Below are 23,357 nucleotides of genomic sequence, written 5' to 3' on the forward strand. Positions count from 1 at the left end.
TAACAGATTCTTACAAATGTCACATTTTTCTTGGTATTAATCTTGTTAGTATAGAAAGTAGAGAAGGCTAGAAAATTTTTTAATAGGTGAAATCGTTATGCAAACGAAGGTACTAAAATGGATATTCCCTGTCGCAGCTATTGTTGTTGGGATGATGGGCGCACAGGGCATCAATGCTTTGGCAAATGAGCCGGATGCAAAGGAGCAGGTAGATACCAGACCTGTTGTTGCTGTAGAAGCGGTTTCAGCACTTGACCATCAAGTTGTCATTAACAGCTATGGTGAAGTTCAACCTTTTGAAAGTACTAGGCTTTCAGCTCAGGTTTCAGGCGAAGTAGTCGCTTGGCACGACAACTTCGTAACCGGTGGCATCGTCGCCAAAGGCGAAGTGTTACTGAGCATTGAAAAAGACAATTATGAAGCGGCTGTCTTGCAAGCAGAGGCAGAAGTAACACGCGCGGAAGCTAAACTTATCGAAGAGCAGGCGCTTGCCGATGTGGCAGCCGATGAAGCAAAACGTTTCCCAAGTAAAAAACACACCGACTTATTCCTTCGTAAACCGCAACTTCTGAGTGCCCAAGCCGCTTTAAAGTCAGCTAAAGCAGCACTCAAGCGTGCACAACGAGATTTAGACAACTGTGATGTAGTTGCGCCTTACGATGCGTTAATTGTTTCTCGTGATGTGGGCTTAGGTCAGTTTGTCAGCATGGGTAGCAGTATTGCACAGCTAAATAATATTGAGCATGCGGAAGTGATCATTCCGGTTGCAGGGTTTGACAGCGCTTTTTTACCAGAACGTATTGAGGGCTTAGATGCGACTATCACTCAGACGGGCTTAAACGGTTTTACCCGCTCTGCAAAAATTCACCGTGATTTAGGTGTGGTTGATAAAGCAACACGTATGGTCAATCTGGTTGTTAGAATTGCAGATCCATATGGATTACAGACGCAGCAGCCACAAGTGAAATTTGGCTCATACGTACAAGTAAACTTTTCTGGTAAAACGTTAAATAGTATCTATCGCTTGCCGCAAGATTTGGTCAATAACAACACAGTATGGTTGTTAAATAGTGAAGGCCAACTTGAATCTCGCAAGGTGCAGGTGATCCGTGAAGAAGGTGAGTACTTCTACGTGAGCACAGGTCTAAAAGACAACGAAAAATTAGTGACTACTTTACCTGAATACCCGCAAACAGGAATGTCAGTAAAAGTTGCTGGTTCAGATTCATCTAAAGCTGAAACCACAGACAAGCTTTAAGGAGTAGCAGATGAGTCAAGTTGAACTTGAAAAGCAAACAGGCTTAATTGCTTGGTTTGCGAAAAACTCGGTGGCGGCCAACTTATTGATGGTTTTCATCATCATTATTGGTTTGTACACCTATAACACCATTCAAAGACAGATGTTTCCGAATGTAGAGATTAACTACATTACGGTTGCGGCAAACTACCCGGGTGCTTCACCGCAAGAAATCGAAGAAAGTATTCTGATGAAGATTGAAGAGGCCTTGAAAGATGTCACTGAAATCAAAGAAGGTGTGTACCGCGCAAACCGAAATGGCGGTAGCGCGACATTAGAAATCGATCCAGACGTTGAACTAACTGACGTGTTAGACAAGGTAAAATTGCGTGTCGATGGTATTGCGACTTTCCCTGCAGCGATGGAACCGGTCACCATTAATCAAATTGAATTTCAGCAACAAGTCATAGAAATGACTTTATCGGCTGATTTACCGTTGACCGAATTAAAGCCGATGGCAAAGCGCATTGAGGATGAGTTATTGCAACTCAACAATGTGTCATTGGTGGACGTGAGTGTCCCTTTAGACGAAATCGCCATTGAGATTAAACCGGATATGCTCCGTCAATATGGCTTAACCATTAATGATGTGGCAAGCACCATTCGTAACTATTCGGCTAACTTTTCAGCAGGTCAGTTACGTACTGACTCAGGCATCATCTCGGTTCGTATTGAAAACCAGTCTTATAATGGCGACGAGTTCCGTCAGCTACCGGTAAAAATAGGTGCGCATGGCGGTAAAGTACTACTGCGAGATATTGCAGAAATCAAAGACGAATTTACCGAAGGTGAGCGTTACTTCAAGCTTAATGGTAAGAACGCTGTATTTATTTCTGTAAAGGCAACCAAAGAGCAAAACATGGTACCGGTTGCCGAGTCGGTTAAGAAGTTCATTGAGTTGAAGAATCAAGAGCTACCAGCGGGTGTTGAGCTTAAATCATTGGTTGATATGACTTATTACTTAAATGGTCGTCTAACCATGATGAAGAGCAACTTATTACAAGGTATGTTCTTAGTGGCCTTAATGCTGTTCTTGTTTTTACGATTTAAGCTAGCAATGTGGGTAACCATCGGTATTCCGGTATGTTTCTTGGGTGCGGTAATGTTAATGCCAGTACTGGGTATTACCATTAATGTGACCTCATTGTTTGCCTTTATCATGGTACTGGGTATCGTCGTTGACGATGCGATCGTAATCGGTGAGAGTGCCTACACAGAGGTAGAGAAAAAAGGCTCAGGTGTTCACAACGTGATTGTGGGTGCAAAACGCGTTGCTACGCCAGCAACCTTTGGTGTACTGACAACTATGGCTGTATTTGCGCCACTCATGTTCTCGACAGGGCCTGAGAGTGCCAACTTCATTAATATCGCCGGTGTAGTTTTGCTGTGTCTGTTCTTTAGCTTGATTGAATCTAAACTGATCTTGCCTGCGCATATCGCTGCGATTAAGTTTAAGCCATTAAAAGAAGATAGCTGGCGTCATAAGTTTAATACTAAGTTCTTTGGTTTTGTGAATGGGCCTTATCGTCGTTTTGTGAAACTCTGTGTAGAGTGGCGCTGGACTGTGTTATGTGCTTTTGTTGGTATGTTCATCGCAAGTATTGCTTTGAGCAGCAGTGGTATGTTGCGTACCTTGTTCTTACCAAAGATCCCACATGATTTCCCAAGTATTAATATCACCATGAATGACAATGTGTCTGATGAACAGACCATTGAGGCGATTAGAAAACTTGAAGCTGTGGTGCTGAATGTAGACAAGCAAATTCAGCAAGAGTATGGCGCATCTATGTTACGTGATGTCATGGTATTTAACCAAGGTCGCACTGAAGGCCGTTTACTTGCGCCACTTGTTGATGAAGAAGACCGTCCGTTTAATACCTTTGAATTAACGCGTCGTTGGCGTGAACAACTGCCTGAAATTGCAGGCATGAAGTCAATCCAAATCGACGATGAAGTGATAAACATGGGTAGTAACGGTGATTTCGGTTACCTATTATTTGGTTCTGACATAGATACGCTGAATGCGGCGGGTCGCCAATTAATCAGCATGCTACAAACTGAAAAAGGCATCTTTGATGTGAGTTCAACCATTGACCCTGCAAGTAAAGAGATCCAGCTAGCGCTTAAACCTGTTGCTTATGAGCTGGGGCTAACTTTACGAGATATTGGTTCTCAAGTAGGTGCAAGCTTCTACGGTGGTGAAGCGCAGCGTGTGATCCGTAACGGTGAAGAAGTTCGTGTAATGGTGCGCTACCCGAAACTGACTCGTGAAGCGTATTCTTCATTAAAACACACCGTGATCAAAACGCCGCAAGGTCGTGAAGTGATGCTAGGTGATGTTGTTGAGATCTCTGAAAAACCGGGTATCAGTTATATTCGTCGTGAAGACGGTTACCGCACTGTGTATGTGTACGGTAACATCGATGAAGAGGTTGTAGAGCCTAATGCTGTTACTAAACGCATTGATGATGAAATATTACCTGAGCTTATTAAGGCATTCCCGTCTGTTAAAACTAAGCTAGGTGGTGCGATTGAAGAGCAGCAAGCACAAACGAATGAGCAAATCGTATTCTTTATTATTGGTATGCTATTAGTTTATATCTTATTGGCAATTCCGCTTAAGAGTTACTCTCAGCCACTGATTGTTATGTCAGTTATTCCGTTTAGCTTGGTCGGTGCGTTATGGGGTCACTTAGCATTTGGCTTAGATTTAAGTCTGATGTCACTTTACGGGATCATTGCCGCAGCGGGGGTTGTTATCAATGACTCGCTGGTAATGACGGATTTTGTAAACCAATCTCGTAAAGCGGGTCATTCATTAAAAGAAGCGGTTATTGAAGCCGGTTGTGCAAGATTCCGTGCGATCACGCTTACATCAATCACAACTTTTGTGGGCGTATTGCCGATCATGTTTGAAACCAGCTTACAGGCAATGTTTGTAATTCCAATGGCCGTGTCTCTGGGCTTTGCCGTTGTATTTGCGACATTAATCACACTATTACTGGTACCGTGTCTGTATATCATACTGACTGATATTCGTAATATATTCGGTAAGGGTGGAAGTTTGATTAAGCGTGCTGGTAATGCGATTAAACCTAAAGGTAAGGTACAAAATATCTAATATCTTATTTTAGAGAGTATCTAGGCCAGCATATGCTGGCCTTTTTTATTTAGAATATGAGTTTATGTACAAAAGTAGTAGTTGTTTTTTATTTTGTAGTTAAAAGGTTGAGTTTGGGGTGTCGCTAGCTATAATTTAGGTTCGTTCTTTATTTTGAGATAGTTATGTTTAGGCGCCCATTGATACTTGATGAATGGCAACAAATATCAGTATTAAAACAGAATCGTCATTTATATGTTGGCGATAATGTTACTGCGCATTTTTTTACTCAAGAAGGTGAAGTCGAAGCGTTTCAGCTCACTTTAGACATTGCTTACAATGCAATGCAAACATCACAGTATTGGACCCGAGAACTGGCAAACCTCATTAATTTTCATCTTCCCCTTGTGAAGGTGGGTAAAAAAGCCTTATTAGGTTGGGAAGTGGGTTACGGAGAGTTGCCTGTCTTTAGCCACCCAAGTAGTGGTATTACCGAGTTCGAACTCAGCTACCAATGTACGGCTAAGCCGAAAGCGCGAAATAGTGAAGCGCACACGCAAAACATCTATCCTCAGCAACCGCAAAACTATCAACCAGGTACCAAAGTATGGCATCCAGCAACAGGGCGTTTCTACAAGTGCAAAGCTTGGCCATTTAGTGAATATTGTCGTGATACCAGCGGTGACTTCGAACCAGGAATTGGCGCTTTGTGGGAAATGGCTTGGGAAGTGTGTTGAGGTATATCGCATTCCCTTTTCAGGTAGTTTGACTATGGTACACTGCTGCTAATTAACTTATTTAAGGAAAGGCAAGTGAGTCAGTCTATTTCAGCCCCAATCGCAAAAAAAATCCCCCATGTTTTAGAGACGCATGCAGAGCAACGCGTCGATAATTATTATTGGATGCGCGACGATAATCGGCAAGACCCAGAAATATTGGCGCACTTAGAGGCTGAAAACGATTACTTAAAAGCGGTAATGGCACCCCATGATGCTTCAAAAGATCAACTGTTTGAAGAAATGAAAGGGCGCATTGTAAAAGACGACAGCTCAGTGCCAGTAAAGGATGGCAAATACTGGTATATGAGTGAAGTGGCGGGTGACAACGAATACGCGTTTCACTATCGAGCAGACAATGCCGAGATGCAAAACAAACAATTGCTGCTGGATGTAAACGAACTTGCTGCGCCTTACGAGTATTATGACATTGGTGACATGGCGGTCAGCCAAAACGATGAGCTGATTGCCTACAGCGAAGATACAGATGGCCGACGTATTTACAAAGTTAAGTTTATCAATTTAAAGAACGGCGAATATCTGTCTGATGAGTTAGAAAATACCGAAGGGCAAGTGGTGTGGGCCAATGACAATCGTACGGTTTTTTATGTAAAAAAAGACCTACAAACCCTACTAGGCTTTCAAGTGTTCAGGCATGTTCTGGGTACCCCTCAATCAGATGACGTACTCGTTTATGAAGAGCAAGATCGTCAGTTTTATATGGGCTTAGGAAAAAGTCGTGACGATAGCCAGATCTATATTTATCTAGCAGCAACTGAAACATCTGAACAGTGGGCGCTAGATGCTAATAACCCTGAGCAGGCATTTGAGTTATTGTGCCCGCGTATAGAAGGCCATGAATTTGGTATTGATAAGTTTGAAGGTCAGTACTTTATTGTTTCAAACCACCAAGCAAAAAACTTTAAGCTCTGTACAGCAAAACTAGAAGATATCGCTAATATAGCAAATTGGCAGACGCAGATTGCACACAGAGACGACGTACTGATTGAAGGGTTAGAGCTTTTCAATAGCCACTATATTGTGACTGAGCGTTGTTTAGGGCAAACGCGTTTTGTTGTGCATGACTATCAGGGCGGCAGTCATACGTTGGCATTTAATGATGCGTGTTATAGTGCGAATATGGGTAATAACCCCGAGCCAGAATCGACAGCCGTGCGCATTCATTATTCAAGTCTGACTACGCCGAGTAGCGTGTATGAATGCGACCTAGCCACAGGTGAAAAGCAGTGCTTAAAGCAGCAGAAAGTACTCGGTGGTTTTTCAGCTGATGACTATGCTTCTGAGCGCTTACACATTACGGCGCGAGATGGCGTTAAAGTGCCAGTCTCTTTGGTATATAAAAAATCATTATTCAAAAAAGATGGCTCTAATCCTATGCTGCAGTATGGTTATGGCGCTTATGGCATCACCATAGACCCAAACTTCTCGAGTAATACCCTGAGTTTATTAGACAGAGGGTTTGTTTATGCCATAGCGCATATTCGCGGCTCTGAAATGTTAGGTCGACAATGGTATGAGCAAGGCAAAAAAGCCCATAAGCAGAATTCATTTAATGACTTTGAAGATGTTACCCGTAGCCTTGTTGAGCAAGGTTATGCTGATCCGCATAAAGTCTTTGCTTCTGGTGGCAGCGCGGGCGGTTTGTTAATGGGGGCAGTGGTAAACCAAGCGCCACAATTGTATTTGGGGGTAGGATGTCATGTGCCGTTTTTAGATGTGCTCACGACCATGCTTGATGAGTCAATCCCGCTGACAACGAATGAGTATGACGAATGGGGTAATCCAAATAACGAAGCCGATTATCACACTATTAAGGCATATTCACCTTATGACAATTTGCAGCCGCAAGCTTACCCACATATTTTGGTTACGACAGGCCTGCATGATTCGCAAGTGCAGTATTGGGAGCCGATGAAGTGGGTGGCGAAATTACGTGAAACTAAAACTACAGACTCTTTATTGTTATTCAGAACGGATATGGGGTCTGGCCATGGCGGTGCAAGTGGTCGTTTTAAGCGCCTTGAGGAAATTGCCTTAGAACAGGCATTTTTTATTAGTCTGCTTGAACAGGCGTCATGATAAGACGCTATACTTTTAAATGTCTAAGATGGGTTGTGACATTCACAGCCTTGTTGTAATAGGGGTGAAGATGAAGTTTAAAGCACACGGTTTATGGCGTGTTCATATTGAAAATACGACGATTTATGTTGCCTTGAAAGGGGGCTTTAACCGTGAAGGTGTGATTGATTTTCAAAGTGATATCATTAAGCGTGTTATGTCAGAGCCGACGCCGTGTGACAGTGCTGTACTTAATTTATCTGAATTTGAAATGGGTACTCCTGATAGCTTAGAAGCAACGAAAGAGTATTTCGAAGGGGTTAAGCAGCGAGGTTACAAGTGGGTTGACTATATTGGCGTTAACCCAATTGCACAATATAACCTAAAGCAGTTGTGGCAAGGGGCAAAAACAGAGATTTGCTTTTACCCCGATGAGCAGGCCTATATAGACGCTAAGCCTGAGCATATTAAGCCTTTAACCGAATTATCCCAGATACGCTTTGAGCATCCACACTAACTTTTCTTGCTCTTTAATATAGTCGCTCATTAGAGCGGCTGTACCTTCATCTTCTGCATCACTTGCAAGGCCTAAAATCTCGCGTTGCTGTTTTAATAATAGCGTGAAGCCATTCAGTAATGTTGTCACCGCTTCATTACCATCAGTGATATTTTTCGCTTCTTGAATTTCAGCTTGCTCTAAGTAATCGCTAAATGCATGTAAGGGCTGACCACCTATGGTTAAGATACGCTCAGCCAACTCATCTACTTTTAGCAGTAATTGGTCATAAATTTCTTCAAATTTTAGGTGTAACTCGAAGAAGTTTTTGCCCTTGATATTCCAATGAAAGCCACGGGCATTCATGTATTGAATTTGGTAATTACTTAATAAGCCATTTAGTTTTACTGCTAGGTCTTTACTTGCTTGTGTTGATAAACCGATATCGCTGAACTGTGTCATGTTATTTACTCCTGTTGTTTGCATGGGTGTAGTATGGGGTATGTGCTTTGATTGGTCTAACGGGATAAAACAATAACTGTAATTCAAAAAAACGATTGACTGGATGCTATTAATCTATGGAATAAAGCTTGCCAACATTAGCTGGTTTGTTTGCTTTTTGACCTGTAAATTGATCTATAACAAGTTGGTGATAAGGGGTATAAATACCAGAAATAGAACTTGATTCAGGTCAATAATCACACAGGCATGACGCGCATAATGGATCTGTAAACAGACAAAAATCAATGGGTGTCATCATGGAATTAAAAACACAATCTCAACATAAAGCAGAAATCACCGTTGTCGTTATCGCGTTACTGGCATTTGTCGTCGGTCTTGTTGGTCATTTAGCAGGTGCGAGCTTCGCAAACTCTGATGCGTTTGGGTATATTGCAGCACCAATCCCACTGATCACAGGGATTATTGCATTTGTGGCTTATAAAATTGCAGAAAAAGGCGATCACTAAGCAAGTGCTTAAGTCACTCAGAGTCAGTTAGAAGTGACAATACATAGTCGGTGACTTTACGTGAATAAATCATACTGGTATGGCTAACATGAAATACTTTGTGTTCTGCCATACCCTGTAGTTTTGTCTCTTCTAATAATACTGTGCCATCAGAGCTACTGCCTTTTTGCAAAATGGGCATCAGCCCCAAAGGTAAATCACCTGCAATGCTGTAAAGCCTTGCCTTGTAAGGCCAATCTTGGTTGTCTGAGACCAAAAACTCCACACTGTTTTTTAAAAAAACATCGAGCCCTTTTTCATGCATTTGCTTGGCAAATATGCTGCCTTTGTGGGGCGTGCCTAAGGTGATAACCTTCTCAACCTGCTCACTGGTTGCTGAGTGGTTATCTAAGTATGCACGCGCAATTAATCCGCCCATTGAGTGGCAAACTAGCGCAGCGCTATCATTGCCAATAAAGTCATCGATTTGAGAGAAGATCTCTGATTTATCTGGGCTAAGGGTATTGTAAGTAAGATTTAAGATCTCAAACTGATGTTTTTTTAGTTTGTTGCACAATGGCTGCATCACGAAGCCAGACATATAGAGCCCATGCAGAACGATGATTTTATGTATTGCCACTGTGCCTCCAATTTAAGTCTTCCCTGTTTCGTCGAGCATACTTTAACAAGCGAAACTGAGTCGGAGCTTAATTAATCGTTGAAAACCAATTAAAGTTCAAGTTTTGCCAATGATGATAACTATTTCCAGATGGTAGGGATAATGTGCACACTTTGTTCTTCATCGCTCACCCAAATTTCACCATCTTGCACTGTCATGGTTAAATTCATACCACGTTTTACCATCGTAGCAAGTTGTGACGTGGCGTCATACGGTAAACTGATAACCGATAAGTTATCGTGGCTATAAAGCTTAGGCTGATTCTTTTGCCACCAAATCTCTTGGTTGTTTTCGCCATAACAATAAAGCACAACATCTTTAGCACGATTACAGGCTTTCTTAACGCGCTTTTCATCAGGCAGACCCAGCTCTATCCAAAGTTCAATCTCTTCATTATAGTTTTTTAGCCAAACTTCAGGTTCATCATCAGCACAAAGCCCTTTGGTGAATTCCAAACGTTCTTGGTAGTGAAGCGCAAATGCTAAAATGCGGATCATCAAGCGCTGTTCATTTTCAGATGGGTGTTGCGCCACCGTTAGAGAGAGAGTTTCGTATACGTGTTTATCCATATCGCTCAAAGCGAGTTGCGCTTTGATGATGGTCGATTTTAAAGCCATTGTCTTCGTTCATGCTAATAAGAATGGCAGCAGTATACATGAGCAAGTATGTTTAAATACGATTTTATCAACGAGGTTGTTTAGTGTTTTTGCTGATTTTTGCGTAAAATAGCGCAATCAATTTTTGTCGAACAGAATTTAGGAGCGCAAGTATGGCCATTCAGTGGTTTCCTGGGCATATGAACAAGGCTCGCAATGAGATTAAAGAGATCATGCCGCAAATGGATGTGATTATCGAAGTTTTAGATGCGAGGATCCCGTATAGCAGTGAAAACCCAATGGTGTCTGCGCTTCGCGGTGATAAGCCGGTCATCAAAATTATGAATAAAGCCGACTTGGCTGATCCTGAGCTGACTAAGCAATGGATGGACTATTTTGAACAAGAAAGTGGTGTAAAAGCCATTGCGTTTGGTCATGATAAAGGTGCCGAAGTTGCTAAGGTCAACGAACTTTGTAAAAAGCTCGCCCCACATAAAGTAGGTGCTGATAAGCAACTAAAAGCCATGATCATGGGTATCCCTAATGTAGGAAAGTCAACTTTAATTAACCACCTTGCAGGTCGTATCGTGGCTAAAACTGGCAATGAACCTGCGGTGACCAAGTCTCAGCAGCGTATTCGTCTAGAAGATGGCATCATGCTGTATGACACACCTGGCATGTTATGGCCGAAAGTTGAAAATGAAAACTCGGGTTATCGTCTAGCGGCGACTGGTGCAGTAAAAGATACGGCGATGAACTACGAAGAAGTCGCCAGCTTTACCGCCGAATACTTGCTGAGTGCTTACCCAGAGTTGTTAAAATCACGCTATAAGATTGATGAGTTGCCAGAGCAAGATTGGGAGTTCGTCGAAATGGCGGGCCGTAAACGTGGTTGTATACGCGGTGGCAACCAAGTTGATACTCACAAGATGTCAGAAATCTTAATCAATGAATTGCGAGATGCCATTATTGGTCGTATCACCATGGAAACACCTATCATGCGTGATGAAGAAGAAATTATGGTTGCTGAGCTGCGCGCTGCGGCTGAAGCGAAAAAAGCGGCAAAAGAGGAAGAGAAAAAACTACGCAGGGCAAGAGCGCGTAAGAACCGCCGCTAATATCTCCTTATATATTGCAGACATAAAAAAAGCCCGTTCAGGGCTTTTTGTGTTTCATATCTACCGTCACCGATATGAGCAATGTAGCAAGTAAAATGTGTTTGGAGAAAAGTGAAGATATCGCGAGGGGCGTTGCGATATCTCACTCCCTACCATGGCTTTAACGTGGCAACACGTGTTTCGGGTCGAGAAACAAATTAGAGTAAAGTTCACCAATCTTAATAAATGCTCGATCATTCTTGCGAGCTAAATACTGTACTAACTTCGTCGAAAACTTTTTATATAGAATAACTATATTACAAATTTTTCTTCTTGTTATTACAGCATTACCCAAAAATGGTTAGCAAGCGCAATAACCGCTCTGGCATTTATGCAATTGGTTTAACAAAGTAAGCCGTCAATCTCGCTTTGTTGAGATTGATTATCAATTAGATTGCCGAGTGTGTCAATAACCTTTTTGAAAATAATTCTCATTTATTTTTGAGTGTCTAAATTCGGGAGTTGCAGGCATAAAAAAAGCCCAATTATGGGCTTTTTGACTTTTCATATCTACCGTCACCGATATGAGCAATGTAGCAAGTAAAATGGGTTTGGCCGCCAACACATGATAACAAGGGGCGCGTTACAGTGTGTTATTGGCCAATGCTGTTAACGTGTGTGCATCACGAATTCTGGGTCGAGAAACAAGATTCAGTAGCGTGCCTTCTTGTTGAGATTGATTATTAGTTAGATCTGGGCGAGTGTCAACAACTTTTTGAAAATAATTCTCATTTAGATCTTTTCTGATGAAAACATGAAACTTAGACATAAAAAAAGCCCAATTAAGGGCTTTTTGACTTTTCATATCTACCGTCACCGATATGAGCAATGTAGCAAGTAAAATAAGTTCGGCCGCCAACTCAGCAAAAAACAGGGGCGTGTTAATTTGAGTTCTTGGCCTACAATGTTAGCGTGTATGCATCACGTATTCTGGGTCGAGAAACAAGATTGTGTATCGTGCTGTCGTCTTGTTGAGATTGATTATTAGTTAGAATTGTAAAGGTGTCAATACTTATTTGAAAATAATTCTCATTTAGTTTTGGGCGAAGTTGTAAGTACGTTTTACATACTGAGCTGTGTACTTTTCAGACTGAATCTCCTAACGTGTGGTTAACTGTTAAATAAAAATAAAAAATGAACAGGTGACACTATGTTGAGTTCAATGGGTCTAGCACTTGCCCTTATTGCTTTAATTGTATTGACGCTTAGGGGTGTGAATTTATTTATTTCTGCTCCTTTGTGTGCTGTGGTTGTGGCGTTATCGAGTGGCCTACCTTTATTCCAAATCAGTGATCAAGCAAGCTTTGTATCGGGTTACATGAGTGGTTTTGCAGGCTTTGTACAAGCTTGGTTTTTGATGTTCTTGCTGGGCTCTTTGTTTGGTAAGTTGATGGAAGACAGTGGCGCGGCAGATGCAGTTGCTCGCTATATTGTTAACAAGCTAGGTATGAAGTATGCGGTGTTGGCTGTTGTACTTGCTTGTGCTTTGCTCACGTATGGTGGCGTGAGTGTTTTCATTGTGGCATTTTCGGTTTATCCCATGGCACTCAGTCTATTTAAAGATGCGAACTTGCCTCGTCGTTTTATTCCTGCGGCATTGGCGTTTGGCTCTGTCACCTTCACCATGACATCGGCAGGCTCCCCTGAAATTCAAAACTGGATCCCAATTAAATACCTAGGTACGTCACCTTATGCTGCATGGCAAGAGAGTTTGGTTATTGCCATATTTATGGCGGGGCTCGGGTATGTATTACTGCAATTTATGATTAAACGTGCCATAGCAAATGGCGAGAAATTTGAGGCGCGAGATAATGACCCTGAAGCAACACGCAACAAGCTACCAAATCCTATTACGGGTGTGATCCCTTTGTTGGTCGTGCTGGCACTGTCTTTTACCTTACATGAAACACTGCAGCAAAATGCCTTAATTGTGGCTTTACTCGGTGGCGTGATCAGTCTATTTATTATCAACTTTAAATACTTTATTAATATTGAAGTTGCGGTGAATCAAGCAACAACAGGCGCTTTAGTTGCAATAGGTAATACGGCAGCTGTTGTTGGCTTTGGCGCAGTGGCTAAGCTAACCCCTGCATTTCAAGATGCCGTTGTTATGATGACGCAGATCCCCGGGCATGAACTGATAGGTGCTGCGATAGCGGTGAGTGTCATTGCCGGTTTAACCGGCTCTGCATCTGGTGGCCAAGCCATTGCTTTACCTTTGGTGGCGCCACATTATATGGACTTGGGTGTTGAGGCTGATGAATTGCACCGCGTAGTGGCTATAAGCTCAGGCGCCATTGATACTTTGCCACATAATGGTTATGTGGTGACAACCATACGTGCGATTTGTGGAGAAAAACATCAAGACGCCTATTGGCCTTTAGCTATGCTCACTGTGGTCGTGCCGTTAATTGGTTTGGCGTTGATCTTAGGGTTATTTATTGTTTTTTAACTTTGCTTACAATTTAAGGCTGTTAAAAGTGGTGTTTTTAAGCGCAAGATAACAGTTACAACCATGTTCAATCTAGAAGGATTACACAATGCGATGTCATGAAATTGATTATGAAATAATCGGCGAGTCAATGCAGATGGTCGAAGTTGAATTAGACCCGCGAGAAACCGTTATCGCGGAAGCTGGCGCAATGAACTATATGGAAAGTGGTATTGAGTTTGAAGCCAAAATGGGTGACGGCTCAGAGCCTGAACAGGGTTTCATGAGTAAGCTGTTCAGTGCAGGTAAGCGGATGATCAGTGGTGAGTCACTATTTATGACACACTTTACGAATAGTGGACATGGTAAAAAGCGCGTCGCATTTGCCGCGCCTTTCCCTGGTTCCATCATACCTTTGGATATGGCTGAGCTTGGCGGTTCTGTTTATCTTCAAAAAGACTCCTTTTTGTGTGCCGCTCTAGGCACCAAAGTCGACATTGCATTCCAACGCAAATTAGGCGCAGGCTTTTTTGGGGGCGAAGGCTTCATTCTTGAGCACTTGCAAGGTGATGGCATGGCCTTTGCGCATGCAGGCGGTACGGTCATCAAAAAGCAACTCAATAATGACACATTGAAATTAGATACAGGCTGTGTGGTTGGTTTCAGTGAAGGTATTGAGTTTGATATTGAGCGCGTTAGTGGTTTAAAAAGTATGTTTTTTGGTGGTGAAGGGCTATTTTTAGCGACTTTATCGGGCACAGGTACTGTGTGGATCCAGAGTTTACCTTTCTCAAGGTTGGCCGACAGAGTGATCCAACATGCACCAAGTCAAGGAGGCAGCCGTCAAGGTGAAGGCTCAGTACTTGGTTCTATTGGCGACATAATTGATGGCGATTAACCTCAGAAACCCTTTTATTTAAGCGCTGTTCGGCCTCATTCGATTTAAATGTATCGAGTGAGGCTTAATTCTTTTCAAGAAAAATCACTTTTTAGCAAATTGTCTGCATTTTAGACGATATCTAGGATGATGTTCACCGAAAGAGGTGGTATACTCCCGCCGAATAATTTTCTACTTTAAATAGAGTAAAACAATGGCAGATTTATCGAAATACAGAAACATTGGTATTTTCGCGCACGTTGATGCGGGTAAAACTACCACCACTGAGCGTATCCTAAAGCTTACTGGTAAAATTCACAAAACTGGTGAGGTTCACGACGGTGAGTCAACTACTGACTTCATGGAACAGGAAGCTGAGCGTGGTATTACAATCCAGTCAGCAGCTGTAACTTGTGAGTGGAAAGGCCACCGTTTAAACGTTATCGATACTCCTGGACACGTTGACTTCACAGTTGAAGTATACCGTTCACTTAAAGTACTTGATGGCGGTATCGGTGTATTCTGTGGTTCTGGTGGTGTTGAGCCACAGTCAGAAACTAACTGGCGTTATGCGAACGAATCAGAAGTTGCACGTTGTATCTTCGTAAACAAACTAGACCGTATGGGTGCTGACTTCTACCGCGTAGTTGGTCAGGTTGAGAAAGTACTTGGTGCTAACCCACTAGTTATGACTCTTCCAATCGGTATCGAAGACCAGTTCACTGGTGTTGTAGATGTACTTACTAAAAAAGCATACATCTGGGACGAGACAGGCCTTCCTGAAAACTACGAAATCACTGACGTTCCAGCTGACATGGTAGACAAAGTTGAAGAATACCATGAGATGCTAGTTGAGTCTGCAGTTGAGCAAGACGACGACCTAATGGAAGCGTACATGGAAGGTGAAGAGCCTTCACTAGAGCAAATCAAAGCTTGTATCCGTAAAGGTACACGTGACCTTGCTTTCTTCCCAACTTTCTGTGGTTCTGCATTCAAAAACAAAGGTATGCAGCTAGTACTAGACGCAGTTGTTGACTACTTACCGTCTCCAACTGAAGTTGATCCACAGCCTCTAACTGACAAAGACACAGGTGAACCTACTGGTGAAGTAGCAACTGTTTCTGCAGAAGAGCCACTAAAAGCGCTTGCGTTCAAAATCATGGACGACCGTTTCGGTGCACTTACGTTCATCCGTATCTACTCTGGTCGCATGAAGAAGGGTGACACTATCCTTAACTCTGCAACTGGTAAAACTGAGCGTATCGGCCGTATGGTTGAGATGCAAGCAGACGAGCGTAACGAACTGACTGAAGCACAAGCGGGTGACATCATCGCGGTTGTTGGTATGAAGAACGTTCAAACTGGTCACACGCTATGTGATCCTAAGCACGAATGTACACTTGAAGCGATGATCTTCCCTGATCCAGTAATTTCTATCGCTGTTGCACCGAAAGATAAAGGTGGTAACGAGAAGATGGGTATCGCGATCGGTAAGATGGTTGCAGAAGATCCGTCATTCCAGGTTGAGACTGACGAAGATTCAGGTGAAACTATCCTTAAAGGTATGGGTGAATTACACCTAGACATCAAGGTAGACATCCTTAAGCGTACTTACGGCGTTGAGCTAGTTGTTGGTCAGCCTCAGGTTGCTTACCGTGAAACTATCACTACAGAGATTGAAGACAGCTACACGCACAAGAAGCAGTCTGGTGGTTCTGGTCAATTCGGTAAGATCGATTACCGCATCAAGCCAGGCGAAGTTGGTTCAGGCTTCAAGTTCTCTTCATCAGTTGTTGGTGGTAACGTTCCTAAGGAATTCTGGCCTGCAGTTGAGAAAGGCTTCGCATCAATGATGCAAGAAGGTGTTCTAGCTGGCTTCCCTGTATTAGACGTTGAAGTTGAACTATTCGACGGTGGTTTCCACGCAGTTGACTCATCAGCAATCGCGTTCGAAATCGCAGCAAAAGGCGCATTCCGTCAGTCTATCCCTAAAGCGGGTGCACAACTTCTTGAACCAATCATGAAAGTTGACGTATTCACGCCAGATGACAACGTAGGTGACGTAATCGGTGACCTTAACCGTCGTCGTGGTATGATCAAAGACCAAGAAGCTGGCGCAATGGGCGTTCGTATCAAGGGTGAAGTACCTCTATCTGAAATGTTCGGATACATTGGTCACCTACGTACTATCACGTCTGGTCGTGGTCAGTTCTCAATGGAATTCGCTCACTATGCACCATGTCCGCAAAACGTTGCTGACACTGTAATCGCAGCTGAGAAAGAGAAAAAAGCAGCTAAGTAATTAGCCCTTTTTATCTGATTTTAAAAACCGCTTGTTTTACAAGCGGTTTTTTTATGCCCGCAATATCTCATTCTATTTTCGTATAAAACATAGTTGAAAAAGGGACACTGGCTAAGTATTATGCCGATTCTTCAAATAGTGTAACTATTTTAGTACCAGCTTTGTGATACGTATAATGGAGTCGTGTTGTGCACACTGTGGATTTAAATTCGAATAAAATATTGCTTCTAATTAGCTTCTCGTTAGGTCTTTTTTGTTTATTGCTCGTCAATTTTGAGCTAGTGACATTACAACCACTTAAGTGGTTGGGTTTAGTTTTGGTGTCATGTAGTGTTATTGTGGCAACGCTTCAGCAAAAAAATAAGCTGTTTGTGCACATTGATAAAGCGGGTATCAGTTATGGTATTGGCTTTACAGTGAGATATATTCACCAAGAGTCTATTGAGTCAATTTCATCTCACACAAGTTTATTTGGAGATGTGCTGACGGTAAGAACTCGAGATAAAAGCGTGGTCCGTTTTTACGCTTGGCAGGTCAGTGAGGCTGATTTGTCAAAAGCAGAGCGTTTACTGGCTTTATAGTTTTTATAAAAAATGCGCCCTAAGGCGCATTTTTTTATGTTGTTAATACAGACTACTTACGGCGACGACGTAAGAAAGCGAACGGTGTCGCAAGCAAGCTTAACCAGGCTAAGCTACCGCTGTCGTCTTCATCAATATCAAGGACATTAACCGTCACTTCAACTGCTTCTGATTGGTTACCAGCAGCATCTTCAGCTTGTACTGTGAATGTGATTGAACTATTCGTTTCAAAATCAAGCTCACCCGCGACCATTAATTTACCTTGTTCGTCGATCTTCACAAGCTCTGTGCCTTCAATCATCAGCTTCGTTACCGCAGTGTTATCACTGAACTCTAACATACCAATCTCTGAGTCCATCTCGGCGTTTTCTTCGATTTGGAAAGTTTGATTAGCAGCAATTACTGGGCTGGTATCATCAATATCAAGGATGTTCAGCGTCACCTCAACCTTGTCAGATACATTACCCGCTGAGTCTTCTGCTTGTACTGTGAATGTGATTACGCTATTCGCTTCGTAATCTAGTTCACCTGCAACCATTAACTTACCTTGCTCGTTGATCTTTACAAGCTCAGTACCTTCAATCATAAACTTAGTAACTGGTGATAAGTCAGCATCGGCATCAGTAAATACTAATGTGCCAATTTCCTTATCCATTTCAGCATTTTCTTCGATTTGGAAAGTTTGACCAGTAGTAATGACAGGGCGAGCATCAACTGTCTTGATTTCGATAACAACCGGGTCGTGATCTGATGAGCGGTATGCATGATCAGCATAGTAACTTGCTAGCTGAGTGTCAGACTTATACTCAGTGTTATAGTCAAATACCGCTGGCTCATCCGCATTAATGTGCCAATCAGTTGCGTCTGTTACTTTCTTCAGAAGGCTAGCAGATGCTACAGCATGGTCTAGGCTACCTAGGCGGCCAGAGAAAGTATAAGAGTATCCGAAGTTATCGCCGTCAACGTGGTTCATTACATTTGCTAGGCCTTTGTCTGCAAATGCTTTAATAGGATCTTCCATCGCATACGCATTCATGTCACCAACAAGAATGATATCTGCATCTTCATTGCCTGTTGGATAAGTCATTAGCCAATCAGCGAACTTATTAGCCCCTTCAGTACGAATTGCATTCCAGCAGCCTTGGCCATCGCCTAAGTCAGCATTATCGCCTTCAGCGCTACGGCAGCTGCCTTTAGATTTTAAGTGTGCGACTGCAACAGTGAACTCTTCGTTCGTATCCAGTTTTCTGAAGCTCTGTGCAATTGGTGGACGGTTGCTATAATCAAATGGTGCGTCAGTTGTAAAGCTTGCCGTGCCAGCCTCTTCAACAACGTCTTTACGATAAATGATCGCTGTTGTGATGTCGTCTGTACCAATCTTTTCTGCATTGAAATTAACGAACGCATAGTCACTGTCAGATTCTGCATTAATTGCCGCAACCAAATCGTCAATTGCACTCAGTTCACCAAACCCATCGTTCTCGACTTCCATTAAACCGATAACATCAGCGTTTAATGCTGTGATAGCAGAAACAAGTTTAGCTTGTTGGCGCTGTAATTCTTCTTCGTTATCTGCACCACGAGGGGTAGGGAAGCCAGCGCCTTCACCATCACCATTGAAGTAGTTTAATACGTTGAAGCTGGCAATACGAAGATCACCTTCACCCTTTAACTCAGGTGCTTCAGTACGCTCATTGCTGCTTACAAACTCAAGATCAACTGTTGGGTGAATACGATACTTGTTGAAGCTATAACCAACAACACCGGTTACGCTATTTACTGTGTCACCTAAGCGTAAGCTGTTGTAAGCACTTAAGCCGTTCTGCGGGTATTTAGGATCAAGGTTTTGTTTTGTAGAGCCATCATCTAGAAGGATTTCTTTTAATTTATTTTGTGCTTCTACCGCATTAGCTGCATCGCCAGGAAGTGCAACTTGCGTACCTTGATAAAGACGCTCTGTACCAAGCGCAACTTCGCCATAGCGGCCTAAACCGTATGTGTTATTTACATAAAGCTGCTGGTCAATGGTAACTAGCATACCTTCAAAGGCTTCTAAATCATCTAACGCGGCTACTGGTAGCGTAAGCGCTGCTGCTGAGATATCAGCTGTATCACAGCTCTCTGCACGAGTTACATTGCCAATCTGCGTCGCACTGTAATACTCTTGCACAGTACCTTCTAAGCGCACAATGTCACCAACTTTTACATCTAACTCTGAGTAGTAAACAAAAATACCTTCAGAGGTCTTTGCATCTGTATCAACATCTTTTTCTAATGATTGAACAAAGAAGCCTTTTAATTGGTCGTCAGTTTGTAGGTCAGCAGTTACGACCGCTTCAATAATAACCACTTGGTCTTTAAGTGGGCTTTCGTCAGCATCACCTTGAATCGCATTAATCGTAGTATATGCGTCGTTACATACAAGCGGCTTAATAGGCTCTGGTGTATCACCACCGTCACCACCATCAGTAGCGCCATGGGCACCTATACCAGAGAAATCATTTTGGTCGAATTGCTCCCACTGTTCACTTGGGTTGAAAGCAGACGTCGCATCTGTTCGGCCTGAAGTGATGCTTGCTTTACGGCGTAGGGTTTTGTTGGCTGTTGTTACACCGCCCTCATCCCACGCTGAACCAGGATCAACACCCAACTGACCAAAACTATCAACAATTGAACCGTCTTTAGTAAGTACTAATGCATCATCACCGTTGAAAAAAGTAATGGTTGATTCTGTATTGGCTTTTGCTTTTAATTCATCAACCGCACTGCTATTTACAATAACGTAGGTTGCGTTTGCTGCGAGTGTGCCGGTTAAAGCTAAGGTGTTATTAGGTGACGCTAGATCACCGTTACCATTTGAATAAAGAGAGATGCTGTAGCCATCTAGTGAGAGTTCAGCACCAGAGGTGTTGTATAACTCTACAGCTTTATTGCTTGAACTGCCTTCTACATATTCAGAGATAATAATATTTGCTTGCGCAGGAGCTGTTGCGGCAGCCACTAATAGAGCAAGGGGTTTTAAGCTTGTTTTAATCATTTTGTTCCCGTGTATATTTTGATTATTAGCTAAATGGGGACATTAGCCTACGCGGGATATGTTACATAAAAATGACAAAATGTTAATCTTTGAGGTAAATAAAGAGCGAAAACTCTATGCTTTCACTCTTTATTAATTGTGGTTTTTATTGCTCTTTTAACCAGATGGCTGCTTGCTTAGCGAAGTAAGTCAGAATGCCATCAGCACCGGCACGCTTAAAGGCCAGTAACGATTCCATAATGCATGGCTTTTCAGCAAGCCAGCCGTTATCAATCGCAGCTTTATGCATGGCGTATTCCCCACTTACTTGATAAGCGAAAGTTGGTACACCAAACTCGTCTTTTACGCGACGTACCACATCTAAGTAAGGCATGCCTGGTTTAACCATCACCATGTCGGCACCTTCTTGCAGGTCTAGTGCAACTTCACGAATGGCTTCGTCTGAATTAGCTGGATCCATTTGGTAGTTCTTTTTATCAGCGCCTTTTAAGTTACCTGCAGAGCCGACTGCATCACGGAACGGACCATAGTAGCTTGAAGCATACTTCGCTGAATACGCCATGATGCGTGTATGGATGTGACCTTCAGCTTCAAGCGCTTCACGAATGGCACCGATGCGGCCATCCATCATATCCGAAGGTGCAACCACATCGGCACCCGCTTCAGCATGTGACAGTGCTTGTTTTACTAAGATCTCTGTGGTGATGTCGTTCATCACATAGCCCGTTTCATCAATGATGCCGTCTTGACCATGTGTCGTGAATGGGTCAAGTGCCACATCGGTGATCACGCCAAGGCTTGGACACTCAGCTTTTAAGGCGCGCACTGTTCGCTGTGCTAATCCTTCAGGGTTATAGGATTCTTCCGCATGGAGTGACTTTTTATCAGCAGGTGTCACTGGGAAGATAGCTATTGCAGGCACTCCTAATTCGACTAGCTCTTTTGCTTCTTCTACGAGCAAGTCGATAGATAACCTTTCGATGCCAGGCATAGATTCAATGGCCTCACGGCGGTTTTTCCCTTCAAGTACAAAAACTGGATAAATCAGGTCATTCACGGTTAACTGATTTTCACTCATCAGGCGACGAGAGAAGTCATCACGACGCATGCGGCGCATACGAGTATAAGGAAATAAATCTAATCCTGATTGAGCCATTCTATTCTCCTAAGGCTGATAGATTCTAACTTGGTTACGGCCTTGCTTTTTAGCTTCATAGAGCGCTTTGTCAGCAAAGTCGGTATAAAGATGTGGTGATTTAGGGTCGATAGCAATGGCACTATAAACGCCAGCGCTGAGCGTCAGATTGACGATTGCTTTATCGAGTTTTAATTGGAATTCGTCAACGGTACTGCGGATCTGCTCGGCAATTTGTTGTGCACCTGCAAGCTCGGTGTTCGGTAGTAACATGACAAATTCTTCGCCGCCATAACGAAAGACTTCATCTGAAGGGCGCTGTAAGTGCGATTTGATGATATCTGCAACGACGCAAATGGCTTTATCGCCACTTAAGTGACCATAGGTATCGTTAATTTTTTTGAAGTGATCTATGTCTAACATCACGACACTTAATGTACTTTGTTCACGCCTTGAGCGCCTTACTTCCATTTGTAGGCGTTTATCGAAATAACGACGATTTTTAATTTTAGTGAGTGGATCTTCGATGTTGATCTGTTCAAGCTCACGGTTTTTATCTTCAAGCTCTCGCAAAGTGACCTGTAATTCGAAGGTGCGTTCATCAACAAGTGCTTCTAAGTCAGCTTGTGTTTGTTCTTGTAGTTTAAGTTTTTCATTAAGCAGAACATCTTGGGCTTGGCTATGGGCCAATTTAGCTTGTTGGGCCTCGACCTCAAGATCTCGTTCAGAAATAAACTGTCTTACCAGGGCAAAACTAAGAATTAAGCTCACAATGAAGTAGCAAAAATAACTGACAGGGGTGCTCAGTTGCGGCCCTGAAAGAAAGCCTAATTCAAAACTGACTTGATGCACTAGTGCAAAAAGCATGAAAGCAAACATGCTAATAAAACAAGGTGAATGCTGTTTGTAAATCACCCATTGGCTAATAAATACCAGCATAAGTGCTGTAATCACCACAAAGCTGAGGGTATAACTTGATGCCAAGGCAACATCAATTGGCAATAGACCTAGAGCAAGTGTGAGTATTGCAATCACAGTATATGTATAGCGCTTAGGTGACGAAAGAAGTACTTCGAGCTTTGGTACTTTGATGTAAGGTTTCAATAAAGGAATTAAGGCGCTACTCGACAGCAGGATCAGCAAAGGCTGTGCGTATTGTTGTAGCCACTGCCAATTGCCATACAAATAGCGATAGCTAAAGCCGTAGAGGTGAATGTTGAGTAACCAAAGTAAACTCACAAATGCTGTCGCATAAAGAAAGTAAGGTTTTTTGGTAAATGAGAACAGCACCAAATGCATCAGTGCTAGAGCAATAATAAAACCGGCAAAAATACCGTAAATCAGATTGAATTTGCTTTTGTACTTTATATATTCAATAGGGTGCCACAGGCTCAAAGGTACATTGATGGCACCCGAGTGTTCAATATTGAGATATAAAATAGCATGCTGTTGTGCTAGAAGCTTGATGGGCACTAGTTGTGCCTCATGCTTTATTGGCCTTTTTACAAGCGGCAGTGCATCGCCTAAGGCGAGTGTGATAATCGAGTTATCCTGCGTGGCAATGTAGGCGGTAACCTTATCGAGTAAGATATTATCGACACTTAATAACAAGTCGATGTCACTCACAGAGAGATTCTTTAGAGAGACTTTAAGCCATAGTGGCTTAGTGGTTTTGCCTAAGTTAAGTGGCTCTGTGGCTTCATCTGTCCAGTTAACGCTTTTTTCAATTAGTTGTTTTAGGTTTTTGCTGTCATCTAACGTATAAGCGTATGGCAATTGTTTTTGATAGCGAAAATCATTGCCTACCTCTAATGCCGAGCTAAAAAATGAGCTGAAGAATAATAAAAATGGCAGCAAGATACGCATA

At 42.6% G+C, this 23,357-nt stretch carries 18 protein-coding genes; 11 read left to right on the forward strand and 7 right to left on the reverse strand.

The window, feature by feature from the left end; genetic code table 11:
• The first annotated feature begins 97 nt into the window (after positions 1 to 97).
• The 5 genes from C1E24_RS00215 (at position 98) to C1E24_RS00235 (ending at position 7,769) form a co-directional block, all read left to right on the forward strand.
• Positions 98 to 1,258 (forward strand): efflux RND transporter periplasmic adaptor subunit, encoded by a 1,161-nt coding sequence (locus C1E24_RS00215; protein ID WP_138477665.1) that lies wholly within the window; start codon positions 98 to 100, stop codon positions 1,256 to 1,258.
• Between the two features lie 10 nt (positions 1,259 to 1,268).
• Positions 1,269 to 4,418: an efflux RND transporter permease subunit gene (locus C1E24_RS00220; protein WP_138477667.1), complete on the forward strand. Its 3,150-nt coding sequence runs from the start codon at positions 1,269 to 1,271 to the stop codon at positions 4,416 to 4,418.
• A 164-nt stretch (positions 4,419 to 4,582) separates the two neighbouring features.
• Positions 4,583 to 5,134 (forward strand): hypothetical protein, encoded by a 552-nt coding sequence (locus C1E24_RS00225; protein WP_138477669.1) that lies wholly within the window; start codon positions 4,583 to 4,585, stop codon positions 5,132 to 5,134.
• A 75-nt stretch (positions 5,135 to 5,209) separates the two neighbouring features.
• Positions 5,210 to 7,273: a S9 family peptidase gene (locus C1E24_RS00230; RefSeq protein ID WP_138477671.1), complete on the forward strand. Its 2,064-nt coding sequence runs from the start codon at positions 5,210 to 5,212 to the stop codon at positions 7,271 to 7,273.
• 70 nt (positions 7,274 to 7,343) lie between these two features.
• A complete protein-coding gene (locus tag C1E24_RS00235) occupies positions 7,344 to 7,769 on the forward strand; it encodes a hypothetical protein (protein WP_138477673.1) in 426 nt (141 codons plus the stop codon).
• On the opposite strand, the gene C1E24_RS00240 is transcribed toward C1E24_RS00235, so the two are convergent.
• A complete protein-coding gene (locus C1E24_RS00240; protein ID WP_138477675.1) occupies positions 7,737 to 8,210 on the reverse strand; it encodes a Dps family protein in 474 nt (157 codons plus the stop codon). The two genes, C1E24_RS00235 and C1E24_RS00240, sit on opposite strands and share 33 nt — an antisense overlap.
• Positions 8,211 to 8,506: 296 nt before the next feature.
• On the opposite strand from C1E24_RS00240, the gene C1E24_RS00245 reads away from it, so the two are divergent.
• Positions 8,507 to 8,716, forward strand: coding sequence for a hypothetical protein (locus C1E24_RS00245; protein WP_138477677.1), 210 nt, complete (start codon positions 8,507 to 8,509; stop codon positions 8,714 to 8,716).
• A 13-nt stretch (positions 8,717 to 8,729) separates the two neighbouring features.
• On the opposite strand, the gene C1E24_RS00250 is transcribed toward C1E24_RS00245, so the two are convergent.
• On the reverse strand, positions 8,730 to 9,335 hold the full coding sequence (locus tag C1E24_RS00250; RefSeq protein ID WP_130255403.1) for an alpha/beta hydrolase: 606 nt from the start codon (positions 9,333 to 9,335) through the stop codon (positions 8,730 to 8,732).
• Positions 9,336 to 9,454: 119 nt separating this feature from the next.
• Positions 9,455 to 9,991 (reverse strand): YaeQ family protein, encoded by a 537-nt coding sequence (locus tag C1E24_RS00255; RefSeq protein WP_138477679.1) that lies wholly within the window; start codon positions 9,989 to 9,991, stop codon positions 9,455 to 9,457.
• Between the two features lie 152 nt (positions 9,992 to 10,143).
• Here C1E24_RS00255 and ylqF point away from each other — a divergent pair, with 152 nt between their 5' ends.
• On the forward strand, positions 10,144 to 11,088 hold the full coding sequence (gene ylqF, locus C1E24_RS00260; RefSeq protein ID WP_138477681.1) for a ribosome biogenesis GTPase YlqF: 945 nt from the start codon (positions 10,144 to 10,146) through the stop codon (positions 11,086 to 11,088).
• Positions 11,089 to 11,710: 622 nt separating this feature from the next.
• On the opposite strand, the gene C1E24_RS00265 is transcribed toward ylqF, so the two are convergent.
• Positions 11,711 to 11,896 (reverse strand): hypothetical protein, encoded by a 186-nt coding sequence (locus tag C1E24_RS00265; protein ID WP_171040699.1) that lies wholly within the window; start codon positions 11,894 to 11,896, stop codon positions 11,711 to 11,713.
• Positions 11,897 to 12,277: 381 nt separating this feature from the next.
• Here C1E24_RS00265 and C1E24_RS00270 point away from each other — a divergent pair, with 381 nt between their 5' ends.
• From C1E24_RS00270 to C1E24_RS00285, 4 genes are all read left to right on the forward strand, one after another.
• A complete protein-coding gene (locus tag C1E24_RS00270) occupies positions 12,278 to 13,579 on the forward strand; it encodes a GntP family permease (RefSeq protein WP_138477685.1) in 1,302 nt (433 codons plus the stop codon).
• A gap of 88 nt (positions 13,580 to 13,667) precedes the next feature.
• Positions 13,668 to 14,456 carry a TIGR00266 family protein gene (locus C1E24_RS00275; RefSeq protein ID WP_058031343.1) on the forward strand — a complete coding sequence of 263 codons (789 nt, stop codon included), beginning with the start codon at positions 13,668 to 13,670 and terminating at the stop codon, positions 14,454 to 14,456.
• Positions 14,457 to 14,649: 193 nt separating this feature from the next.
• Positions 14,650 to 16,737 (forward strand): elongation factor G, encoded by a 2,088-nt coding sequence (gene fusA, locus C1E24_RS00280; protein WP_138477687.1) that lies wholly within the window; start codon positions 14,650 to 14,652, stop codon positions 16,735 to 16,737.
• Positions 16,738 to 16,925: 188 nt separating this feature from the next.
• Positions 16,926 to 17,318: a hypothetical protein gene (locus C1E24_RS00285; RefSeq protein WP_138477689.1), complete on the forward strand. Its 393-nt coding sequence runs from the start codon at positions 16,926 to 16,928 to the stop codon at positions 17,316 to 17,318.
• 52 nt (positions 17,319 to 17,370) lie between these two features.
• Here C1E24_RS00285 and C1E24_RS00290 read toward each other — a convergent pair whose 3' ends face one another.
• The 3 genes from C1E24_RS00290 to C1E24_RS00300 form a co-directional block, all read right to left on the reverse strand.
• Positions 17,371 to 20,355, reverse strand: coding sequence for an ExeM/NucH family extracellular endonuclease (locus C1E24_RS00290; protein WP_138477895.1), 2,985 nt, complete (start codon positions 20,353 to 20,355; stop codon positions 17,371 to 17,373).
• Positions 20,356 to 20,500: 145 nt separating this feature from the next.
• The gene (gene hemB, locus C1E24_RS00295; RefSeq protein WP_138477691.1) at positions 20,501 to 21,511 is read right to left on the reverse strand and encodes a porphobilinogen synthase; all 1,011 of its coding nucleotides are present in this window, start codon (positions 21,509 to 21,511) and stop codon (positions 20,501 to 20,503) included.
• A 9-nt stretch (positions 21,512 to 21,520) separates the two neighbouring features.
• Entirely contained in the window at positions 21,521 to 23,356 is a 1,836-nt protein-coding gene (locus C1E24_RS00300; RefSeq protein WP_138477693.1) for a sensor domain-containing diguanylate cyclase, read from the reverse strand.
• Position 23,357: the final 1 nt, after the last annotated feature.

The organism is Pseudoalteromonas phenolica (assembly GCF_005876835.1).
In the GTDB taxonomy this organism is placed as follows: Bacteria; Pseudomonadota; Gammaproteobacteria; order Enterobacterales; family Alteromonadaceae; genus Pseudoalteromonas; species Pseudoalteromonas phenolica_B.